The sequence below is a fragment of the Streptomyces sp. 63XJN7_1_ISO-PGPR-S23-121 genome (assembly GCF_056173025.1).
The window spans coordinates 5,560,097-5,578,870 of sequence record NZ_CM149653.1; the positions used below are offsets into that span (position 1 = coordinate 5,560,097).

The 18,774-nt window shown below is 71.9% G+C and carries 19 protein-coding genes; 3 read left to right on the forward strand and 16 right to left on the reverse strand.

Going from position 1 to position 18,774, the window contains the following annotated elements:
- Positions 1-34: 34 nt before the first annotated feature.
- Both AC0VYN_RS24750 and AC0VYN_RS24755 read left to right on the forward strand, forming a co-directional pair.
- Complete coding sequence (locus AC0VYN_RS24750; protein WP_475532748.1) at positions 35-979, forward strand: 5'-3' exonuclease; 945 nt, start codon at positions 35-37, stop codon at positions 977-979.
- Between the two features lie 164 nt (positions 980-1,143).
- Positions 1,144-1,986 carry a siderophore-interacting protein gene (locus AC0VYN_RS24755; protein ID WP_475532749.1) on the forward strand — a complete coding sequence of 281 codons (843 nt, stop codon included), beginning with the start codon at positions 1,144-1,146 and terminating at the stop codon, positions 1,984-1,986.
- Between the two features lie 72 nt (positions 1,987-2,058).
- Here the strand turns inward: AC0VYN_RS24755 and AC0VYN_RS24760 are convergent, their stop codons facing one another.
- On the reverse strand, positions 2,059-2,640 hold the full coding sequence (locus tag AC0VYN_RS24760; protein WP_385458407.1) for a GNAT family N-acetyltransferase: 582 nt from the start codon (positions 2,638-2,640) through the stop codon (positions 2,059-2,061).
- An 81-nt stretch (positions 2,641-2,721) separates the two neighbouring features.
- Between AC0VYN_RS24760 and AC0VYN_RS24765 the strand changes: the two genes are divergently transcribed.
- Positions 2,722-3,693 (forward strand): RluA family pseudouridine synthase, encoded by a 972-nt coding sequence (locus AC0VYN_RS24765; protein WP_475532750.1) that lies wholly within the window; start codon positions 2,722-2,724, stop codon positions 3,691-3,693.
- On the opposite strand, the gene AC0VYN_RS24770 is transcribed toward AC0VYN_RS24765, so the two are convergent.
- The 15 genes from AC0VYN_RS24770 to pafA form a co-directional block, all read right to left on the reverse strand.
- Positions 3,687-5,177 (reverse strand): cytochrome P450, encoded by a 1,491-nt coding sequence (locus AC0VYN_RS24770; protein WP_475532751.1) that lies wholly within the window; start codon positions 5,175-5,177, stop codon positions 3,687-3,689. The genes AC0VYN_RS24765 and AC0VYN_RS24770 overlap by 7 nt on opposite strands.
- A gap of 51 nt (positions 5,178-5,228) precedes the next feature.
- Positions 5,229-5,849, reverse strand: a complete 621-nt coding sequence (locus tag AC0VYN_RS24775; protein ID WP_475532752.1) for a GTP-binding protein — start codon at positions 5,847-5,849, stop codon at positions 5,229-5,231.
- Positions 5,830-6,234, reverse strand: a complete 405-nt coding sequence (locus tag AC0VYN_RS24780; protein ID WP_475532753.1) for a DUF742 domain-containing protein — start codon at positions 6,232-6,234, stop codon at positions 5,830-5,832. Before AC0VYN_RS24780 ends, AC0VYN_RS24775 begins: the two co-directional genes overlap by 20 nt.
- Positions 6,231-6,608 (reverse strand): roadblock/LC7 domain-containing protein, encoded by a 378-nt coding sequence (locus tag AC0VYN_RS24785; protein ID WP_202436838.1) that lies wholly within the window; start codon positions 6,606-6,608, stop codon positions 6,231-6,233. Before AC0VYN_RS24785 ends, AC0VYN_RS24780 begins: the two co-directional genes overlap by 4 nt.
- 26 nt (positions 6,609-6,634) lie before the next feature.
- Complete coding sequence (locus AC0VYN_RS24790; RefSeq protein ID WP_475532754.1) at positions 6,635-8,242, reverse strand: sensor histidine kinase; 1,608 nt, start codon at positions 8,240-8,242, stop codon at positions 6,635-6,637.
- Between the two features lie 387 nt (positions 8,243-8,629).
- The gene (locus tag AC0VYN_RS24795) at positions 8,630-11,437 is read right to left on the reverse strand and encodes a DEAD/DEAH box helicase (protein WP_385458413.1); all 2,808 of its coding nucleotides are present in this window, start codon (positions 11,435-11,437) and stop codon (positions 8,630-8,632) included.
- A gap of 126 nt (positions 11,438-11,563) precedes the next feature.
- Complete coding sequence (gene tatC, locus AC0VYN_RS24800) at positions 11,564-12,469, reverse strand: twin-arginine translocase subunit TatC (RefSeq protein ID WP_475532755.1); 906 nt, start codon at positions 12,467-12,469, stop codon at positions 11,564-11,566.
- A gap of 92 nt (positions 12,470-12,561) precedes the next feature.
- Positions 12,562-12,843 carry a Sec-independent protein translocase subunit TatA gene (tatA, locus tag AC0VYN_RS24805; protein WP_385458415.1) on the reverse strand — a complete coding sequence of 94 codons (282 nt, stop codon included), beginning with the start codon at positions 12,841-12,843 and terminating at the stop codon, positions 12,562-12,564.
- Between the two features lie 266 nt (positions 12,844-13,109).
- Complete coding sequence (locus AC0VYN_RS24810) at positions 13,110-13,304, reverse strand: hypothetical protein (RefSeq protein ID WP_385458416.1); 195 nt, start codon at positions 13,302-13,304, stop codon at positions 13,110-13,112.
- 48 nt (positions 13,305-13,352) lie between these two features.
- Complete coding sequence (locus AC0VYN_RS24815; protein WP_361577975.1) at positions 13,353-13,586, reverse strand: hypothetical protein; 234 nt, start codon at positions 13,584-13,586, stop codon at positions 13,353-13,355.
- A 56-nt stretch (positions 13,587-13,642) separates the two neighbouring features.
- Complete coding sequence (locus AC0VYN_RS24820) at positions 13,643-14,728, reverse strand: helix-turn-helix transcriptional regulator (protein ID WP_475532756.1); 1,086 nt, start codon at positions 14,726-14,728, stop codon at positions 13,643-13,645.
- A 17-nt stretch (positions 14,729-14,745) separates the two neighbouring features.
- Positions 14,746-15,699 (reverse strand): helix-turn-helix transcriptional regulator, encoded by a 954-nt coding sequence (locus tag AC0VYN_RS24825; RefSeq protein ID WP_385458418.1) that lies wholly within the window; start codon positions 15,697-15,699, stop codon positions 14,746-14,748.
- Positions 15,700-15,825: 126 nt separating this feature from the next.
- Positions 15,826-16,197: an FKBP-type peptidyl-prolyl cis-trans isomerase gene (locus tag AC0VYN_RS24830; RefSeq protein WP_328428862.1), complete on the reverse strand. Its 372-nt coding sequence runs from the start codon at positions 16,195-16,197 to the stop codon at positions 15,826-15,828.
- Positions 16,198-16,255: 58 nt separating this feature from the next.
- On the reverse strand, positions 16,256-17,257 hold the full coding sequence (locus tag AC0VYN_RS24835; RefSeq protein ID WP_475532757.1) for an FKBP-type peptidyl-prolyl cis-trans isomerase: 1,002 nt from the start codon (positions 17,255-17,257) through the stop codon (positions 16,256-16,258).
- A 155-nt stretch (positions 17,258-17,412) separates the two neighbouring features.
- The gene (gene pafA, locus AC0VYN_RS24840; protein ID WP_055416065.1) at positions 17,413-18,774 is read right to left on the reverse strand and encodes a Pup--protein ligase; all 1,362 of its coding nucleotides are present in this window, start codon (positions 18,772-18,774) and stop codon (positions 17,413-17,415) included.

Here is an 18,774-nt window from a genome sequence, read left to right on the forward strand (position 1 = left end):
GACCCAGTTCACACGCCCTCCGCCGCCCGCCCCCATGACCTGCGGCATGATGCGAGGCGTGACCGGACGACTGATGCTCCTCGACACCGCCTCCCTCTACTTCCGCGCCTACTTCGGCGTACCGGACTCCGTGAAGGCCCCCGACGGCACACCGGTGAACGCCGTGCGCGGACTCCTCGACTTCATCGACCGCCTGGTGAAGGACCACCGTCCCGACCACCTGGTCGCCTGCATGGACGCCGACTGGCGCCCGTACTGGCGGGTGGAGCTCATCCCCTCCTACAAGGCGCACCGCGTCGCCGAGGAGCGGCCGGCGGGGCCGGACACCGAGGAGGTGCCCGACACGCTGTCCCCCCAGGTGCCGGTCATCGAGGCCGTCCTGGACGCGCTCGGCATCGCCCGCGTCGGCGTGCCCGAGTACGAGGCGGACGACGTGATCGGCACGTACACCGCCCGCGCGACGGGACCGGTGGACATCGTCACCGGCGACCGCGACCTCTACCAGCTCGTCGACGACGCCCGGGGCGTGCGCGTGCTCTACCCGATCAAGGGCGTCGGCACGCTCCAGCTCACCGACGAGGCGGTGCTGCGCGAGAAGTACGGCGTGGACGGCCGCGGGTACGCCGACCTGGCCCTGCTGCGCGGCGACCCGAGCGACGGCCTGCCGGGCGTGGCCGGCATCGGGGAGAAGACGGCCGCCAAGCTGCTCGCCGAGTTCGGGGACCTCGCCGGGATCCTCGCGGCGGTCGACGACCCGGCGGCGAAGCTGACCCCCTCGCAGCGCAAGCGGCTGACCGAGGCCCGGCCCTACCTCGCGGTCGCCCCCACCGTCGTCCGGGTCGCCGGGGACGTCCCGCTGCCGGACGTCACCACCGCCCTCCCGCACGCCCCACGCGACCGGGCCGCGCTGGACGCGCTCGCGTCCCGCTGGGGTCTGGGCGGATCCCTTGAACGACTGCTGACGACACTCACCGCCTGAGCCGTACCGTCGGGTGCGGGCACCGCCCGCGCCCCGAATCAGGTCCCGGACGAGGGGAAGCCGTACGGTGCGCCCGCGAGCTCGGGGAGTCGTGGACCGCGAGGTCCCGACGGTGACGGGGATGCTAACTTAGGTAAACCTAACTCAGGGACTGGGAGGCCGTCATGGCAGAGCGTCCGGGCCGCAGGCCGCGCAAGCCGCACACCGCGCAGGTCGTCCGCACGGAGCGGCTGACCCCGCACATGCACCGCGTGGTCCTCGGCGGTGAGGGTCTCTCCGCGTTCTCCGCGGACACCTGCACCGACCACTACGTGAAGCTGCTGTTCCCCGCCGAGGGCGTGACCTACCCGGAGCCCTTCGACATGGAGCGGATCCGCGAGGAGTTCCCGCGCGAGCAGTGGCCGGTGACCCGGACCTACACGGTCCGCCAGTGGGACGCCGAGCACCGTGAGCTGACCCTCGACTTCGTGATCCACGGCGACGAGGGCCTGGCCGGCCCCTGGGCGCGGCGCGTCCGGCCCGGCGAGACCGTCCGTTTCGTGGGCCCCGGTGGCGCCTACGCCCCCGACCCCGCCGCCGACTGGCATCTGCTCGCGGGCGACGAGAGCGCGCTGCCCGCGATCGCCAGGTCCCTGGAGGCGCTGCCCGACGGCGCCCGCGCGTTCGCCTTCGTCGAGGTCGAGGGCCCCCAGGAGGAGCAGAAGATCGACTCCGACGTGGAGGTCGTCTGGCTGCACCGCGGCGGCCGTCCGGTGGGCCAGGCTTTGGTCGAGGCCGTGCGCGGCCTGGACTTCCCCGAGGGCCGGGTGCACGCGTTCGTGCACGGCGAGGCGGGCTGCGTGAAGGAGCTGCGCCGGCTGCTGCGGGTGGAGCGGGAGATCCCCCGCGAGGACCTGTCCATCTCCGGGTACTGGCGGCTCGGCCACAACGAGGACGGCTGGCAGGCGTCCAAGCCCGAGTGGAACGCCCGCGTCGAGGCGGAGCAGGAGGGCGCGTCGGCCGCCTAGAAGGCGCCGGCGGTCCGGCCCCGCCCCGGCCGGCGGCCGGCCGCGGGGCGACCGGCTGCGGGATGCCCCGCCTCAGTCGCCGCGCACGCGCGCGTGCAGGTGCATGTCGTGCCAGCCGTCGGGGTGCAGCACGGCCTGCCGTTGGGTGCCCTCGAGGGCGAATCCGGTCTTCTCCGCGACGCGGCAGGACGCCTCGTTGGCGACCGAGTGCACGAGCTCCAGCCGCTGGAAGCCGATCTCGTCCAGGGCCCAGCGGGAGAGCGCGGTCGTGGCGCGCGCGGCGACGCCCCGGCCGCGGGCCGGCGCCGCGGTCCAGTAGGCGACCTCGGCGACGCCGTCGCCGAGCACCACCTCCCGGAACGCCACCCGGCCGAGGAGCCCGTCGGTCGCCGCGTCGGCGACCGCCCACTGCGGCGCCCGCTCCTCCTCCCAGGCCTGCTGCCACTCGGCGATCCAGCCGCGCACCTCCTCCTCGGAGTCGGCGGCGCGCGCGTGCCACCGGTGCATCACGGGGTCCTGGAAGACGGCGTGGACGGCGGGCGCGTCCTCGGTGCGCCAGGGGCGCAGGACCAGGCCGTCGCCGGCCGGGATCACGGGCTGCGGGGTGCGGGAGAGGGTGCCGGGCGGAAGGACGGGACGCGTCAGAAAGGGCATGACCGGCATCCTGTCAACGGCGGCCGTGGGCGGACCATCCGTTTTTCCCGGGCCGCCCCCGGCCTCGTACGCTGGCACCCGATGAGACGCCGTACCCCTCCCCCGCCCTCGCCCCTCCCCCAGCGCCACGGGGTGGACCCGGTACGGGTGCGGCTGCCGGCCGCCGGGCCGTGGGCCACCGTTGGCGAGCACCTGGTGGAGCGGCTGTCCGGCGCGGGCGCCGGCACGGTCGAGGGCATGTTCGACGCGGGCCGGATCGTCGGGGCCGACGGACGGCCCGTCGCGGCGGACGCGCCGTACGAGCCGGGGCTGTACGTCTGGTTCCACCGCGACCTGCCGCCGGAGGTGCCGGTGCCCTTCCCGCTGGAGGTCGTGCACCGCGACGAGCACATCGTCGTCGTCGACAAGCCGCACTTCCTGGCCACCACCCCGCGCGGCGGCCACGTCACCGAGACGGCGCTCGCTCGGCTCCGCCTCGAGCTCGGCGTCCCGGCGCTCGGCGCCGCGCACCGCCTGGACCGGCTCACCGCCGGCCTGGTGCTGTTCACCGTCCGCCCCGAGGAGCGCGGCGCCTACCAGTCGCTGTTCCGCGACCGGCGGGTGCGCAAGGTGTACGAGGCGGTCGCGCCCTACGACCCCGCGCTCGCCCTGCCCCGCACCGTGCGCAGCAGGATCGTGAAGGAGCGCGGCTTTCTGGCCGCCCGGCAGGTCGAGGGCGAGCCGAACGCCGTGACCCGCGTCGAGCTGACCGGGCACCGCGGCCCCGGCCCGGCGGGCGCGCCGTCGCTGGGGCGGTACCGGCTGGTGCCCGCCACCGGGCAGACCCACCAGCTGCGCGTGCACATGAGCGCGCTCGGCGTGCCGATCCTCGGCGATCCGCTCTACCCCGAGGTGGCCGCGCCCGTAGCGGCCGGCGACTTCCGGCGGCCGCTGCAACTCCTGGCGCGGGAGCTGTCGTTCACCGATCCGGTCACGGGGCGCGAGCACCGGTTCCTGAGCGGGCGGTCGCTCGGGGCGTGGGCGGCGTACGAGGAGTGGGCCGGCGGTCAGTAGCCGCGCCACCAGAGCAGGAAGCGCTGCCACGCTCCCGCGGGGCGGCCCGGTGCCGTGGGCCCGGGCGTCGCGGCCGTCGCCGTGGGAGCGGTGGGCGCGGCCGGTTCCGGGGCCGTGGGCGCGGGTTCCGGTGACGGCGGCGGGGTGCCGACGTGCCAGGCGGCGCGCTGCCGCGGTTCGTCGGTGTGGCTGGGCCGCTGGTTCACCTCCTGCTGCGGCCGCGGTTCGAACCGCACCGGCAGCTCCACCAGGTGGCGCGACGCGATCGACGACCGCCAGCCGAGCTCGTCCTCGGCGCAGTCGAGCCGTACGTCCGGCAGCCGCATCAGCAGCGCGTCGATGCCCGCGTCCGCGATGGCACGCCCGATGTCCTGGCCGGGGCACTCGTGCGGGCCGCCGCCGAAGGCGAGGTGGGAGCGGTTGCCCTGCATGCCCGCGTCCAGGTCGGGGCGGATGCGCGGGTCGACGTTGCCCGGTGCGATGCCGAGCAGCAGTCCGTCGCCCGCGCGGATGCGCCGGCCGCCCAGTTCCGTGTCCTGCTTGGCGAAGTAGGCGAAGACCGTGCTGAACGGCGGCTCGTCCCACAGGGACTGCTCGACCGCCTCGGGCACCGTCATCTGGCCGCCGCTGAGCTGGGCGCGGAAGCCCGGGTCGGTGAGCACCACGCGCAGCACGTTGCCGATGAGGTTGACGGTCGCCTCGTAGGCGGCGAGCAGGACCAGCCGCAGGTGTTCCCTGACCTCGTCGTCGGTGAGCCCGGCCGGGTGGGCGACGAGATGACTGGCCATGTCGTTCCCGGGCCGGGCCCTGCGGGCGGCGGTGAGGCGTCCGAGGGCGTCCATGACGTAGGCGTGGCTGGCGATGGCCGTCTCGGTGCCCTTGAGCGTGTCGCGGGCGGCCTCCACCATCCGGTCGGTGTACTCGTCCGGCATGCCGAGGACCTCGCACATCACGCCCATCGGCAGGTGCTCGGCGAACTCGCCGACGAGGTCGGCGCGGCCCTCCTCGCAGAAGCGGTTGACGAGGCGCTGGGTGTGCCGCGTGATGTGCCGGCGCAGCCCGCGGTAGTCGATCGTGGACATGGCCCCGGTGACCGCGCCGCGCAGCCGCTTGTGCTCGTCGCCCTCGGCGTGCGAGCAGATCGGCTGCCAGGCGATGTGCGGCATGAGCGGGTGGTCCGGCTTGACCATGCCCTCGTTGAGCGGGGTCCAGATCCGGCTGTCGCGGGAGAACTGGGCCGGGGTGCTCACCATGTGGAGGTTCTCGGCGTGGCCGAGGACCACCCACATCGGCACGTCGTCGTGGAGCAGCACGGGCGCCACCGGCCCGTACTGTTCCCGCAGCTTCTCGTAGAGCTCGTCCAGGTCCTCCGTCTCGTGCAGCCGGCGCAGTCCGCCCGGTCCGAGGCCGTGCGCGGGGCAGCCGGAAGGCGGTCCGGGCAGCAGGTCGCCCGTTCGGGTCGGGGAGTGGCGTTCAGGCGTCACAGGGTCGCTCCGCAGCAGGGGTGAGAGTCGGTCGGGGGGCGTCCGGGCGGGTCAGGTGAGCGCGCCCTTCAGGGCGAGGGAGTGGAGGAGGCGCATCAGCGTCATCAGGACGTCCCGGCTGGAGGCCCGGCGCCGTACGTCGCAGTCGAGGATGGGGATCTCCTCGGGCAGGTCGAGAGCGGTGCGCAGTTCCGCGACGGGGTGACGGGGCGCGTCGGGGAAGGAGTTGACGGCGACGACGAAGGGCACGCCGCGTTCCTCCAGCCGCCCCATGACGTCGAAGCTGACCTCCAGGCGGCGGGTGTCCACCAGTACCACCGCACCGAGCGCGCCCTCGAACAGGCCGTTCCACAGGAACCAGAAGCGCTCCTGGCCGGGCGTGCCGAACAGGTACAGCACCAGCTGGTCGGTGATGGTGATGCGGCCGAAGTCCATGGCGACGGTGGTGGCGGTCTTGGAGGCGGAGCCGTAGTCGTCGTCCACGCCGACGCCCGCCTGGGTCATCGTCTCCTCCGTGGTCAGCGGTCTGATCTCGCTGACCGAGCCGACCATGGTGGTCTTGCCGACCCCGAAACCGCCCACGATGACGATCTTCACGGCGGCCTCGGCCGTGTGCGGCAGCCGGTCCTCCGTCCGTGGGCCCGGGATCGTGTCAGAGCTTTTGAAGTCCATGCATCACCGCTTCGAGAAGGGATCGGTCGGCGACCTTCTGGCGGACGACCGGGGCGCGGGCCTGCACCAGTTCCGCCGTCAGCAGGTCGGTGAGCAGCACGGTCACCACGCTGAACGGCAGGCTCAGGTAGGCCGACAGCTCGGCTACGGACAGGGGTGCGGCGCACAGCCGCAGCAGGGCCGCCTGTTCCGGTGTGGCGGACACCGGCGGGTCGGCGCGGGCCACGATCAGCGTGACCAGGTCGATGTCGGCGCGCGCGCCGCTTCCGTCCCCGCCGATGACGAACAGCCGCTCGGGGTTGCGGAGTTCGCCTTCCGCGGGTGGCGGGGGCGCCGGGGACGGATCGTGGCCGGGGGTTCGCCTCTGGCGCCGCGGAGGAGTCATACGGTCTGCCCGTTGCGCCGCGCGGGGCTGGTCAGGTGGGGTCCGATGCGGGCGACGAGGTCGGCCATGCTGAGGCTCATCCGGCCGGGCTCGCAGCGGACGTCGGAGAGCACGGCGAGGAAGGCGTTGGGGCCGGCGGCCATCAGGTAGAAGTAGCCGCCGTTCATCTCGATGATGACCATCTTCATCTCGCCGTCGCTGGTGGGGATCTCCTGGGCGACGGCCCCCGCCAGGCTCTGCAGGCCCGCACAGGCCGCGGCGACCCGGTCGGCGGCGTCCGGGTCGCCGGAGTAGCGGGCGATGCGCAGTCCGTCGGCGGAGAGCACCACGATCATCTCGATGCCCGGGACGCCGTCGTAGAGGTCCCTGAGCATCCAGTCGAACTTGCCCTGCTGTTCGATCACTTGAGGTTCCCCTCGTCGTCGGCCGGGGCGCCGGCCGGCCGGCTGGTGGACTGCTGGTGGGCCTGGGTCAGGCCCGGGTGCTGCTTGAGGCCCTCCCAGAAGGCCTCGACCCACTGCCCCGGCGGGGTCGTCCCGGCCGGCTCGGGCTCGGGCGCCGCCGGGATGCCGTTCCGGGTCCGCTCGGCGGCCTCCCGGGCCTCGCGCTCGGCGTCCTCGCGCTCCCAGACCGCCTGCTCGGCGAGCCGCCGGCTGAGCGGCATCTTCACCCTGCTGCGGCGCTGCGGGAGGCCGCCCGCCGTCCACTCGGTGACCTCGGGGACGTCGTCCTCGAGCGAGACCGTGGCCGGGACGCGCGGGCTGGTGGGGCGGCGCTTCTTGGGCCTGCGCTGGGGGCCGGGGAGGGCGTCGGGGCCCGGGGTGGGGATCGAGGTCGCGCCGATGCCGTGGGCGAGGCCGACGCCGGGCTCGGTGGTCAGCATCGTGCCGGGCACGATGAGGATGGCGCGGACCCCGCCGTACGCGGAGGCCCGCAGCGAGACGTCCATGCCGTACTGGGTGCACAGCCGGCCGACGACGGACAGGCCCAGGCGGGGATGCTGGCTGAGGTCCTGCACGTCCGTGCCGCGCTTGGCGTCCTCGAGCAGGCCCTCGATGCGGGCGCGGGACTCCTCGCTGAGGCTGACGCCGGCGTCCTCGATCTCGATGCACACGCCGCTCTGCACCTCGGTCGCGGTGACGTGCACCTTGGACCCGGGCGGCGAGTAGCGGGTGGCGTTGTCGAGGAGTTCCGCGGCGGCGTGGATGACCGGCTCGACCGCGGTGCCCTTGATGTTGACCTTGGCGATGGAGGCCAGGTTGATCCGGCGGTACTCCAGGATCCGGGACATGGCGCCGCGCAGCACGCTGTAGAGCGCGACGGGGTCGGGCCACTGGCGTCCGGGCCGGCCGCCGCCGATGACGGAGATCGAGTCGGCGAGGCGGCCGATCAGCGCGGTGCCGTGGTCGATGCGCAGGAGGTCGTCGAAGACCTCGGGGTTGCGTCCGTGGTCCTCCTCCATCTCGCGCAGTTCCTTGTTCTGCTGGTGGACGATCGCCTGGACGCGTCGGGCGATGTCGACGAAGGAGCGCTCGGCGGACTCGCGCATGGAGTCCTGGTGGTCGATGATCGCGCACACCGAGCGGATGAGGTCCCGTTGCGGCTCGCCTAGGTCGGCGTAGGAGGCGTCGAGTTCGGGCAGGTGCCGCATCGTCTCGTCGGGCGTGTTGCCCCGGCGCATGTGGCGGACGGCGGCGGGCAGGATCTCGCCGCCGATGCGGGCCATCTCCTCGTGGTGCCCGGCGACCCGCCGTTCCAGATACGCGCTGTGACGGGCGTGTTCGGCGCGCAGCGCGCGCAGGGTACGGCCGCGGCGTACCGCTTCGGCCGCCGTGGCGACCACCAGCAGCGTGGCGACGGCGCCGCACCAGCCGACGGCGGGGCGGGCCGGTTCCGTCACCAGGGCGACGGCGGCCCCGGTCGCCGCGGCCATCAGTATGACGGGGAGCAACAGCGTTCGCGCGTAAGGAAGTTCACGGCGCCCTGGAGGGGAATCAACACTCACCATGTAGGCCCTCTGAAACGAGTCGGCGGGGATGGGGAAGCTTGCAGGGGGGTATGTGTGCGGAGCTGACGGGACGTTCGGCGCATTGGGAACAAGCGCGCGAATTCACCTCAACTCGGTGCGCTGCGGGCGAGCCTAGTCCGAGCGGATCATCGTCGTGTCATATTCGGCAAGCACCTGAAACGGGCATGGGTGCCGGAGTAGCCTCGAGCCCATTTGCACGCTGAGCAGTCGTTCGAACACCTGAAGTAAGGGCGTTCGGGCGTGCGAATACCACTCACCGTGACGAGGGATCGGGACGCCGTGCCCCGGACGCACGAAGGCCCGGCGGGGCGCGGTCCGTCCGCGTGTGCGGGGACGGACCGCGCCCTGCCGGGCCGGTGGGGCGGATCAGCCCACGGACGAGTAGGCGACCACTCCGCGCAGCAGCCCTTCGACCGCCTTGCGGGCGTTCTTCGGGACCGTCGAGCCCTCGCGGGGCGCGGCCGCCGCGATCTGGCCGAGGACGTCGATGACCTGCTTGCACCAGCGCACGAAGTCACCGGCCGGCATCTCCGCCTCGCGGAGCACCTCGTCGAGGCCCTTGCCGGACGCCCACTCGTGGGCCGCCCAGGCGAAGCCGAGGTCGGGCTCGCGCTGGCCGACCCCCTCGGTCTGGCTGATCCGGAACTCCTCCTCCAGGGCGTCCAGCCGTCCCCAGATGCGCACCGTCTCACCGAGCGCGGCCTTGGCCTTCCCGGAGGGCACCTTCGGCGCCATCGCGTCGTCGGCGACCCGCGACTCGTAGACCAGCGCCGAGACACAGGCGGCGAGTTCGGCCGGGGAGAGCCCCTCCCAGACGCCCTCGCGCAGGCACTCGCTGGCGAGCAGGTCGAGTTCGCCGTACAGCCGGGCGAGCCGCTTGCCGTGCTCGGTGACCTCGTCGGCGCGCAGGTAGTCCATCTCGGTCAGCAGGGCGACGATCCGGTCGAAGGTGCGGGCGATGGTGTTCGTCCGTCCCTCGATCCGGCGCTCCAGCTGGGAGGTGTCACGCATCAGCCGGTGGTAGCGCTCGGCCCAGCGGGCGTGGTCCTCACGGTCGTCGCAGCCGTGGCAGGGATGGGCGCGGATGGCCTTGCGCAGCCGGGCGATCTCCCGGTCGTCGGCCGCCTGGGAGCGCTTCTTGCGGGCCCGCTCCGGCGGGATGTGCCCGGCCTTGGTGCGCAGCGCGGAGGCGAGGTCCCGACGGGACTGCGGGGAGCGCGGGTTGAAGGACTTCGGGATGCGCATCCGCTCCAGCGCCTCGACGGGCACCGGGAAGTCCATCGACGCCAGCCGCTTGACCTGCCGCTCGGCGGTCAGCACCAGCGGGCGCGGGCCGTCGTGGTGCTCGAAGCCGCGGTGGCCGTTGGAGCGTCCGGCGGGCAGGCCCGGGTCCAGCACCAGGGCGAGACCGGCGTACTTGCCCGTCGGCACGTGGATCACGTCACCGGGCTTCAGCTTCTCCAGCGCCACGGCGGCCTCGGCGCGCCGCTGGCTGACACCCTGCCGGGCCAGCTCGGTCTCGCGGTCCTTCAGCTCGCGGCGCAGCCGCGCGTACTCCTCGAAGTCGCCGAGGTGGCAGGTCATGGAGGCCTTGTAGCCCTCCAGGCCTTCCTCGTTGCGCTGGACCTGCCGGGAGATGCCGACGACCGACTTGTCGGCCTGGAACTGCGCGAAGGAGGTCTCCAGCAGCTCCCGCGAGCGGTGCCGGCCGAACTGCTCGACCAGATTGACCGCCATGTTGTACGACGGCCTGAAGCTGGAGCGCAGCGGGTAGGTGCGGGTGCCGGCCAGCCCGGCCAGGTGCTCGGGGCTCATGCCGCGCTGCCACAGCACGACGGCGTGGCCCTCGACGTCGATGCCGCGCCGGCCGGCCCGGCCGGTGAGCTGCGTGTACTCGCCGGGGGTGATGTCGGCGTGCTGCTCGCCGTTCCACTTGACCAGCTTCTCCAGCACCACCGAGCGGGCGGGCATGTTGATGCCGAGGGCGAGGGTCTCGGTGGCGAAGACGGCCTTGACCAGGCCGCGCACGAAGAGCTCCTCGACGACCTCCTTGAAGGTCGGCAGCATGCCGGCATGGTGGGCGGCTATGCCCCGCTCCAGTCCCTCCAGCCACTCGTAGTAACCGAGGACGTGCAGGTCCTCGGCCGGGATGGAGGCGGTGCGCTCCTCGACGAGGGCGCGCACCTCGGCGCGCGCCTCGTCGTCGTTCAGCCGCAGTCCGGCGTACAGGCACTGCTGGACGGCGGACTCGCACGCGGCCCGGCTGAAGATGAACGTGATCGCGGGCAGCAGGCCCTCGGAGTCGAGCCGCTCGATGACCTCGGGCCGGCCAGGCGTCCAGATGCGGGAGCGCTGTCTGCGCTCGCGCTCGCGGTCGGCCTCCCGCATGTGCCGGCCCCGGCGGCGGTCCTGGTACGACGGGCGGGTCGCCTCCATGCGGGCCATGCGCATGAGGTCCGGGTTGACGGCCTTCTTGTGGCCCTCGCCCTCCTCGAACAGGTCGTACATGCGGCGCCCGGCCAGCACGTGCTGGAACAGCGGCACCGGACGGTGCTCGGAGACGATCACCTGGGTGTCGCCGCGCACCGTGTCCAGCCAGTCGCCGAACTCCTCGGCGTTCGACACGGTCGCCGACAGCGACACCAGGGTCACCGACTCGGGGAGGTGGATGATCACTTCCTCCCACACGGCGCCGCGGAAGCGGTCGGAGAGGTAGTGCACCTCGTCCATCACCACGTAGCCGAGGCCGAGGAGGGTCTGCGAGCCGGCGTACAGCATGTTCCGCAGCACCTCGGTGGTCATCACGACCACCGGGGCGTCGGAGTTCACGCTGTTGTCGCCGGTGAGCAGCCCCACCTTGTCGGCGCCGTAGCGGCGGCACAGGTCGGCGTACTTCTGGTTCGACAGGGCCTTGATGGGTGTCGTGTAGAAGCACTTCTTGCCCTGCTGGAGGGCGAGGTGGACGGCGAACTCGCCGACGATCGTCTTGCCGGAGCCGGTGGGCGCGGCGACCAGCACGCCCTTGCCGGCCTCGAGTGCCTGGCAGGCCTCGATCTGGAAGGGGTCGAGGCCGAAGTCGTACATCTCGCGGAAGGCCGCGAGCGCGGTGGCCTGCTCGGCAGCACGCTGACGGGCTGCCGCGTACCGCTCGGCCGGTGAGAGATCCTCTGTCATCGTACTTTCGAGCGTACCGGGCCCCACTGACAACAGGACGATCTTTATCCGGCCCGCGCCCGGATACCGGCGTCACGTCCCCGATGTGATGTTCGTCCCGGGTGCCCCTCCCGTACCGCTGCTGGGTCAGGTCACGTCGTCGTAGCCGTTGTACCGGGTCGACGGGGTGCCGTCGACGGCACCGCTCGCCTGCTGGGGCAGGGCCCGCGCCGCCGTCACGGGTTCGATCTCGTCGACCGGTTCCGGCGTGAGGTCGAGCTGCGACGCCTCGTCGTCGTCGAGTTCGGCGTCACTGTCGGCGCGGCGGCGTCGCTTGTCGTTCAGCAGGGCGAACCCGACCGCCATGAAGTACAGGACGACGATCGGCCCGGCGAGGGCGATCATGCCGACGGGGTCGGTGGTGGGTGTCGCCACGGCGCCGAAGACGAAGACGCCCATCACGACGCCACGCCACCAGCCGGCCATCCTGCGCCCGGTGACGGCACCGGCGAGGTTGAGCATGACGAGGACCAGGGGCAGTTCGAAGGCACCGCCGAAGATCAGGATCATCCGGACGATGAAGTCCAGGATCTTGTCCATGGGCAGGATGTTCGCCGAGCCGTCGGGCGTGATCCCCAGCAGCACGCGCATGCTGATGGGCATGATCGTGTAGGCGAGCCACCCGCCGCCGAGGAAGAGGGGTACGGCCGCCGCCACGAACCAGTACGTGTACTTCCGCTCGTTCTTGTGCAGACCCGGCGCCACGAAGGCCCAGAGCTGGTAGAGCCAGACCGGGCTGGAGAGGACGATGCCCGCCATCAGGCACACCTTCACCGTCGTGGTGAAGGGGGACAGCAGGTCGGTGTAGGCGATGACGGCGCAGGCGCCTCCGGTGGACTCCCCGAGACCTTCGGTACAGCGCGGCACGGGGTCCATGAGGAAGGTCATCAGCTGCTGGCTGTAGAAGACAGCCGCCACGGTGACGACCGTGATCGCCAGCATGCCTTTCGCGAGCCGGTTGCGCAGCTCACGCAGGTGCTCCACGAGGGGCATCCGCCCCTCGGGATCCTTCTCTTTCTTGCGGGCGGACTTGAGCAACCCACGTCCTCATCTCGTGCGGCGGGCCGGTCCTCACCGGCCCTGCGTCAGCGCTTGGTCGTGTCCGTCGGCTCGGTGACCGGGCGGGAGCTGGTCACGTCGCCGGGGGCGGCCTGGATGGTGCGCTGCGTCGCGGACTGCTCGGGGTTCGGCGGGTCGGCGGGGGCGGCGGACTTGTTGTCGTCCTTCATCGCCTTGGCCTCGCTCTTGAGGATGCGCGCGGACTTGCCGAGCGAGCGCGCCATGTCCGGAAGCTTCTTCGCGCCGAACAACAGGACGATGACGACGAGGATGAGAATGATCTCGGGGGCGCCGAGCCTTCCGAACATAAGTCTTTACCTTCTCACCGAGGCGGCTGGGTGGGGGTGCTGTGCGACCCGTTGGACAGATGTCCGACCGATCGTCTCGTGCAGCGATCGTAACGCTCAGGGGTGAACGTCAGGCAATCCCCGTGCGTACTCCCGTCCGCGTCCGGGCCTCGTTTTCCGGAGCGCGATCAGCAGCGTACCTCTCGGAACCTGCGTGGTGACAGGGCGAAGTCGTCCGGAACGCGGCTCTCGGCACCCGCCGGGTCACTCCAGGAATGGGGCCGGACTCACAGGGCGTCCGCGGAGCGGGCGGCGCTCTGGGCGGCGCGCTCCAGGTCCGCGGCGGCACGGTTGATGCGGGACGCCGAGTCCGTCACCTGCCGTCCCAGCCTCTGCGCCTCGACGAACACCCGTACGGCGCACACCGCGAGAACGGCGAGACCCAGGAAACCCACGGCAACCGCGAACATCGGCCAGAACATGACACCGAGCCTAGACCGTCCCGCGGGCCGGTCGTGAACGGCGGCCGGTCACACGGTGGAGTGCAGCCGCAGGGTCCTGACCCCGCCGCCCGTGAGCAGCTCCACGATCCGCTCCCCCGCGGGCTTGCGGACGGCGGACCCGCACTCGGGACATGTGAAGGAGTAGAACGTGGTGCGGCTCGTGGCGCCGATGGCCAGGCGCAGGGCGCTCGCGGCGAGTTCGAAGCGGCCCCGGCAGTCCGGGCAGCCGGCCCGGAAGACGACCGGGGAGACACGTCTCATGCCGGCGAACGCCGAGGCCGCCGTCACGTCCGGCGGACCCGGTCCCGTCACCTCGCTCACCGTGCCCGCTCCGGCCCGTCGTGCCGGTCCGGTCCGCCGGCCGCCGTGGGCCCCGCCCCGGTCGCCGGTGCCGGCCCCGCACCGTGCGCCGCGACGGCCTCGATCCCGTCGTAGGCGGCGAGCGCCTCGCGGGCCGCCCGCCGGGCGCTGCCGGCGAGCTCGGGTGGGGACACGATCCGGCCGTCGCGCCCGAGCCGGAGCGCCAGCCGTCGCAGGGACGCCGGGTCGGGCGTGCGCAGGGTGATGCGCAGGCCGCCGTCGGGCAGCTCCTGCGCACTGTCGTGCGGGTAGTACTCGGCGACCCAGCGTCCGCCCGGACCGACCTCCACGACGACCTCGGGGTCCTCGGCGGCCGGCTGCACCAGTGCCTCGGACAGGTCCCGCAGCTCCACCTCGGGCGGCGCGGCCGGCTCGTCCAGGATCCGGATCTCGGCGACCCGGTCGAGCCGGAAGGTGCGCCGGGCCTCGGAGCGGCGGCACCAGGCCTCCACGTACGTGTGCCCCACGCTGACGAGGCGGATGGGGTCGATCTCGCGCTCGGTGAGCTCGTCGCGGGCCGGGGAGTAGTAGCGGATCCACAGGCGCCGCCGCTCGGAGATCGCCCGGTCGACGTCGGCGAAGACACCGCCCTCGGACTCGAAGGTGACGGACAGGCGCGAACTGGCGCCCGCGGCCTCGCCCGCCGCCGTCTCGACCTTGGCGGTGGCCCGCAGCAGCGCCTGCCGGTCGCTCTCGCGCAGACCGGGCAGGGTCGCCACCGCGCGGGCGGCGACGAGCAGCGCGGTGGCCTCGTCGGCGGCGAGCCGCAGCGGCTCGGCCGCGTCGGCGCCCAGGGCGGCCGGGTTGTGCCACCAGATGCGCTCGCCGTCGGTGTCGATGTCGAGCAGATCGCCGCCGCGGAAGCTGGTGCCGCACATGGGCAGCACGTCGAGGTCGGAGACCAGCTCGTCCTCGGTGATGCCGAAGGCACGCGCGACGTCCTCGACCCGGGCGCCGGGACGCTCGCGCAGATACGTCACCAGGGACAGCATCCGTCGGGTCTGGTCGATGGCGTTCACGGGCCTGACCGGTTTGCCTGCCACTGTGTTGTCCGTCCCCCTCAGCCCTTGGCCACGGCGCGCAGCCGGTCCACCACGTCCGCACGCAGCTCCGCGGGCTCCAGGACCACCACGTCCGGCCCGAACTCCACCAGCCAGGCGTCCAGGCCGTGCCCGTACGGAATCTCCAACTCGTCCCAGCCGTCTCCGCGTTCCCGCACGGCGGTGGCCTTCGCCCGAAGGGGGTAGCCGGCCCCCGTCCGCAGCCGGATCAGCGCCGAGCGGTCGGCGGTCTCCCCCGCCCAGCTCGCGACCGTCTCACGGACGGTGACGACGTCGGGAACGGGAGCGGTGAACCGCGCGCCGCGCGAGCGCACCTTGCCGGTGATCCGCGACAGCCGGAAGACCCGCTCCGCGCCGCGGTCGCGGTCGAAGCCCGCCAGGTACCAGTGGCCGCGCCAGCACTCCAAGGCCCATGGCTCGACGTGCCGCGGCTCGGGCTGCGCCGCGTTGGCCTTGCGATAGTCGAAGAGGACCGGCCGGCGGTCGCGGCAGGCCAGCATCAGCGGCTCGAAGGCGGCCTCGTGCACGGGGATGCGCGGCTCGAGCGCGCCGTGCGCCTCGTACGGGTCGACGTCCTCGGGCAGCCCGGCCGCCCGCAGTTTCTGCAGCGCGCCACTGGCGGCGCCGGCGAGCCTGGCCTGCTGCCACACCTTGGCGGCGAGCCCGAGGGCCGCGGCCTCCTCGGCGTCGAGGGTGATGGGCGGCAGGCGGTTGCTGTCGCGGCGGGCCAGGTACCCGATCTCGCCGTCGAGGCCCTCGACGGTCTCGATGACCAGGCCGAGTTCCCGCAGGTCGTCCTTGTCCCGCTCGAACATGCGGTTGAAGGAGTCGTCGGATCCCGCCTCGAGGTAGGCCTCGATGGACTCACGCAGCTCGCGCTTGCTGAGTGGCCGCCGCGTCCCGAGCAGACACAGCGCCAGGTTCATCAGCCGCTCGGCCTTGGCAATGGCCATCGACGCCCTTCTCCCTATGGTGCTTACGACGGATGACCGTACCGCCCCGCGGTGGCGCGGCAAAAGCCGAGGGCCCATGCCCGACCAGGCATGGGCCCCGGATGACCGGCTTCGATCGGGCGTCGGTCAGACTCCGAGCAGATCGACGACGAAGATCAGCGTCTCGCCGGGCTGGATCGCCGGGGTCGGGCTCTGGTTGCCGTAGGCGAGGTGCGCGGGGATGGTCAGCTGGCGGCGGCCGCCGACCTTCATGCCCTGCACGCCCTGGTCCCAGCCCTTGATGACACGGCCGCCACCGAGCGGGAAGCGGAACGGCGCACCGCGGTTCCAGCTGGCGTCGAACTCCTCGCCCGTGCTGAAGGCCACGCCCACGTAGTGGACGGTCACGGTCTGGCCGGCCTGCGCGACCGGGCCGTCGCCCTCCCAGATGTCCTTGATCTCGAGGTCCGCCGGGGGCTCGCCGCCGGGGAAGTCGATCTCGGGCTTGTCGATGCTCACGTGTCTGGCTCCTGCTTGTCTGCGGAAAGGCAACGCCCAAGTCTTACATCCCGGCGGGTCACATCGAAGCGAGGATGTCGACCGAGAACACCAGCGTGGAGTCCTTCTCGATGCCGCTGCCCTGCGGCGGGTTGTCGCCGTAGCCCAGGTCCGGCGGGATGACGACGAGGACGCGGCTGCCGACCTTCTTGCCGGTCAGGCCCTGCGACCAGCCCTTGACGACCTGCTGGAGCGAGAAGGACGTCAGCTGCTTCCTGCTGTACGTCGAGTCGAACTCCTTGCCGCCGTCCCACACGACGCCCTTGTACTGGACGAGCACGGTGCTCTGCGCGCCGACCTCGGGGCCGTCGCCCTCGATGACGTAGTTCGCCACGAGATTCTTCGGCGCCTGCGTGTCGGGCACCTCGATGGAGGGCGCCGCGCCGTCGGTGTTCGTGCCGACCTTGGGCAGCGCCGCGTCGTCCTGCGGGACGTCCTTGCCCTTGGCGGAGCTCTTGGCGTTGAAGGTGTCCTTCACGTCGACCACGAACACGAGGGTGTCGGTGCCCTTGATGCCCGCCTGCTCGTTGCCCTGTTCGCCGTATCCGTAGGTGGGCGGCACGGAGAACTCGACGCGGCTGCCGGTCTTCTTGCCGGCCAGCGCGTACCGCCAGCCGTCGATGATGCTGCCCTGCGCCAGCTGGATGACGATCGGCGTCTTGCGGTCGTAGGAGTTGTCGAAGACCTTCGCGCTGGACCAGATCTGGCCCAGGTAGTCGGCCACGAGGAAGTCGTTCTCCGCGACCGCCTTGCCGCCGCCGGCGATCACCGTCTTCACCGCGAGGTCCTTGGAGGGCTCGCCGCTGCCCTTGGCCACGGTCGGCTTCTCGCCGAACTTCGTGCCCGCCGTGATCGCCGGCAGCGGGCCGTCGACGATCTTCGGGCTCGGAGCGGCGGACGTGGCCGACGCCTGGGGCGTCGCGCTGTCGGTGGCCTTGCTCGAGCCGGAGCCCTCGTCACCGCATGCGGCGAGCGTGACCAGTCCGGCGGGAACGGCGATGAGGAGTGAGCGTCGGCGCACGGTGGGGGCCTCGTATCGGTGTCGGTATGGGTCGATCTTGCTTGTGGCGTGCGCGCAACTCTACGACGTGAGAAGGGCACCGTACGGCTAACGTACGGTGCCCGTGTGGCGTTCCGTGCCCTTCGGGCGCGGAACGCCTTCCCGGTGCGTCCGGATCACATTCCGGCGATCAGCTTCTCCACCCGGTCGTCCACCGAACGGAACGGGTCCTTGCACAACACGGTGCGCTGCGCCTGGTCGTTGAGCTTGAGGTGGACCCAGTCGACCGTGAAGTCCCGGCGCTGTTCCTGGGCCCGCCGGATGAAGTCGCCGCGCAGCCGGGCCCGAGTGGTCTGCGGCGGAACCGACTTGCCCTCGAAGATCTTCAGGTCGTTGGCGACCCGGGCGGCCTGGCCCTTCTTCTCGAGCAGGTAGTACAGGCCACGACGGCGGTGGATGTCGTGGTAGGCGAGGTCTATCTGCGCGACCCGCGGGTGGGACATGGTCATGTTGTGCTTGGCCCGGTACCGCTCGAGGAGCTTGTACTTCATGACCCAGTCGATCTCGGTGTCGATGCGGTCCAGGTCCTCGGCCTCGATCGCGTCCAGCGTGCGGCCCCACAGTTCCAGCACCCGCTCCACCGTCCCGGTGCGGATGCCGCGGCGCTCGCAGAAGTCCACGGCCTTCTCGTAGTACTCCCGCTGCACCTCCAGCGCGGAGGCCTCCCGGCCGCTGGCCAGGCGCACCTTGCGCCGCCCGGTGATGTCGTGGCTGACCTCGCGGATCGCCCGGATCGGGTTCTCCAGGGTCAGGTCGCGCATCACCGTGCCCGCCTCGATCATGCGCAGCACCAGGTCGGTGGCGCCGACCTTGAGCAGCATGGTCGTCTCGGACATGTTGGAGTCACCCACGATGACGTGCAGGCGCCGGTAGCGCTCGGCGTCGGCGTGCGGCTCGTCGCGGGTGTTGATGATCGGCCGGGAACGGGTGGTCGCCGAGGAGACGCCCTCCCAGATGTGCTCGGCCCGCTGGCTGACGCAGTACACGGCACCGCGCGGCGTCTGCAGCACCTTGCCGGCGCCGCAGAGCAGCTGCCTCGTCACCAGGAACGGGATGAGGATGTCCGCGAGCCGGGAGAACTCCCCGTGCCGCGCCACCAGATAGTTCTCGTGGCAGCCGTAGGAGTTTCCCGCGGAGTCGGTGTTGTTCTTGAAGAGGTAGACGTCGCCCGCGATTCCCTCCTCGTGCAGGCGTCGTTCGGCGTCCACCAGGAGTCCTTCGAGAATGCGCTCGCCCGCCTTGTCGTGGGTGACGAGTTCGATCACGTTGTCACATTCGGGTGTCGCGTATTCCGGATGTGATCCCACGTCGAGATAGAGGCGGGCCCCGTTGCGCAGAAAGACATTGCTGCTGCGGCCCCATGACACGACACGGCGGAAGAGGTACCGCGCCACCTCGTCAGGCGACAGGCGGCGCTGTCCCCTGAACGTGCACGTGACGCCGTACTCGTTCTCCAGCCCGAAAATGCGGCGGTCCAT

Coding starts and splice junctions, on each gene's coding strand:
- AC0VYN_RS24750 (WP_475532748.1), top strand. CDS start 35: ATGACCTGCGGCATGATGCGAGGCGTGACCGGACGACTGATGCTCCTC.
- AC0VYN_RS24755 (WP_475532749.1), top strand. CDS start 1,144: ATGGCAGAGCGTCCGGGCCGCAGGCCGCGCAAGCCGCACACCGCGCAG.
- AC0VYN_RS24760 (WP_385458407.1), bottom strand. CDS start 2,640: ATGCCCTTTCTGACGCGTCCCGTCCTTCCGCCCGGCACCCTCTCCCGC.
- AC0VYN_RS24765 (WP_475532750.1), top strand. CDS start 2,722: ATGAGACGCCGTACCCCTCCCCCGCCCTCGCCCCTCCCCCAGCGCCAC.
- AC0VYN_RS24775 (WP_475532752.1), bottom strand. CDS start 5,849: ATGGACTTCAAAAGCTCTGACACGATCCCGGGCCCACGGACGGAGGAC.
- AC0VYN_RS24780 (WP_475532753.1), bottom strand. CDS start 6,234: ATGACTCCTCCGCGGCGCCAGAGGCGAACCCCCGGCCACGATCCGTCC.
- AC0VYN_RS24785 (WP_202436838.1), bottom strand. CDS start 6,608: ATGCTCAGGGACCTCTACGACGGCGTCCCGGGCATCGAGATGATCGTG.
- AC0VYN_RS24790 (WP_475532754.1), bottom strand. CDS start 8,242: ATGGTGAGTGTTGATTCCCCTCCAGGGCGCCGTGAACTTCCTTACGCG.
- AC0VYN_RS24795 (WP_385458413.1), bottom strand. CDS start 11,437: ATGACAGAGGATCTCTCACCGGCCGAGCGGTACGCGGCAGCCCGTCAG.
- tatC (WP_475532755.1), bottom strand. CDS start 12,469: ATGCCCCTCGTGGAGCACCTGCGTGAGCTGCGCAACCGGCTCGCGAAA.
- tatA (WP_385458415.1), bottom strand. CDS start 12,843: ATGTTCGGAAGGCTCGGCGCCCCCGAGATCATTCTCATCCTCGTCGTC.
- AC0VYN_RS24810 (WP_385458416.1), bottom strand. CDS start 13,304: ATGTTCTGGCCGATGTTCGCGGTTGCCGTGGGTTTCCTGGGTCTCGCC.
- AC0VYN_RS24815 (WP_361577975.1), bottom strand. CDS start 13,586: ATGAGACGTGTCTCCCCGGTCGTCTTCCGGGCCGGCTGCCCGGACTGC.
- AC0VYN_RS24825 (WP_385458418.1), bottom strand. CDS start 15,699: ATGGCCATTGCCAAGGCCGAGCGGCTGATGAACCTGGCGCTGTGTCTG.
- pafA (WP_055416065.1), bottom strand. CDS start 18,774: ATGGACCGCCGCATTTTCGGGCTGGAGAACGAGTACGGCGTCACGTGC.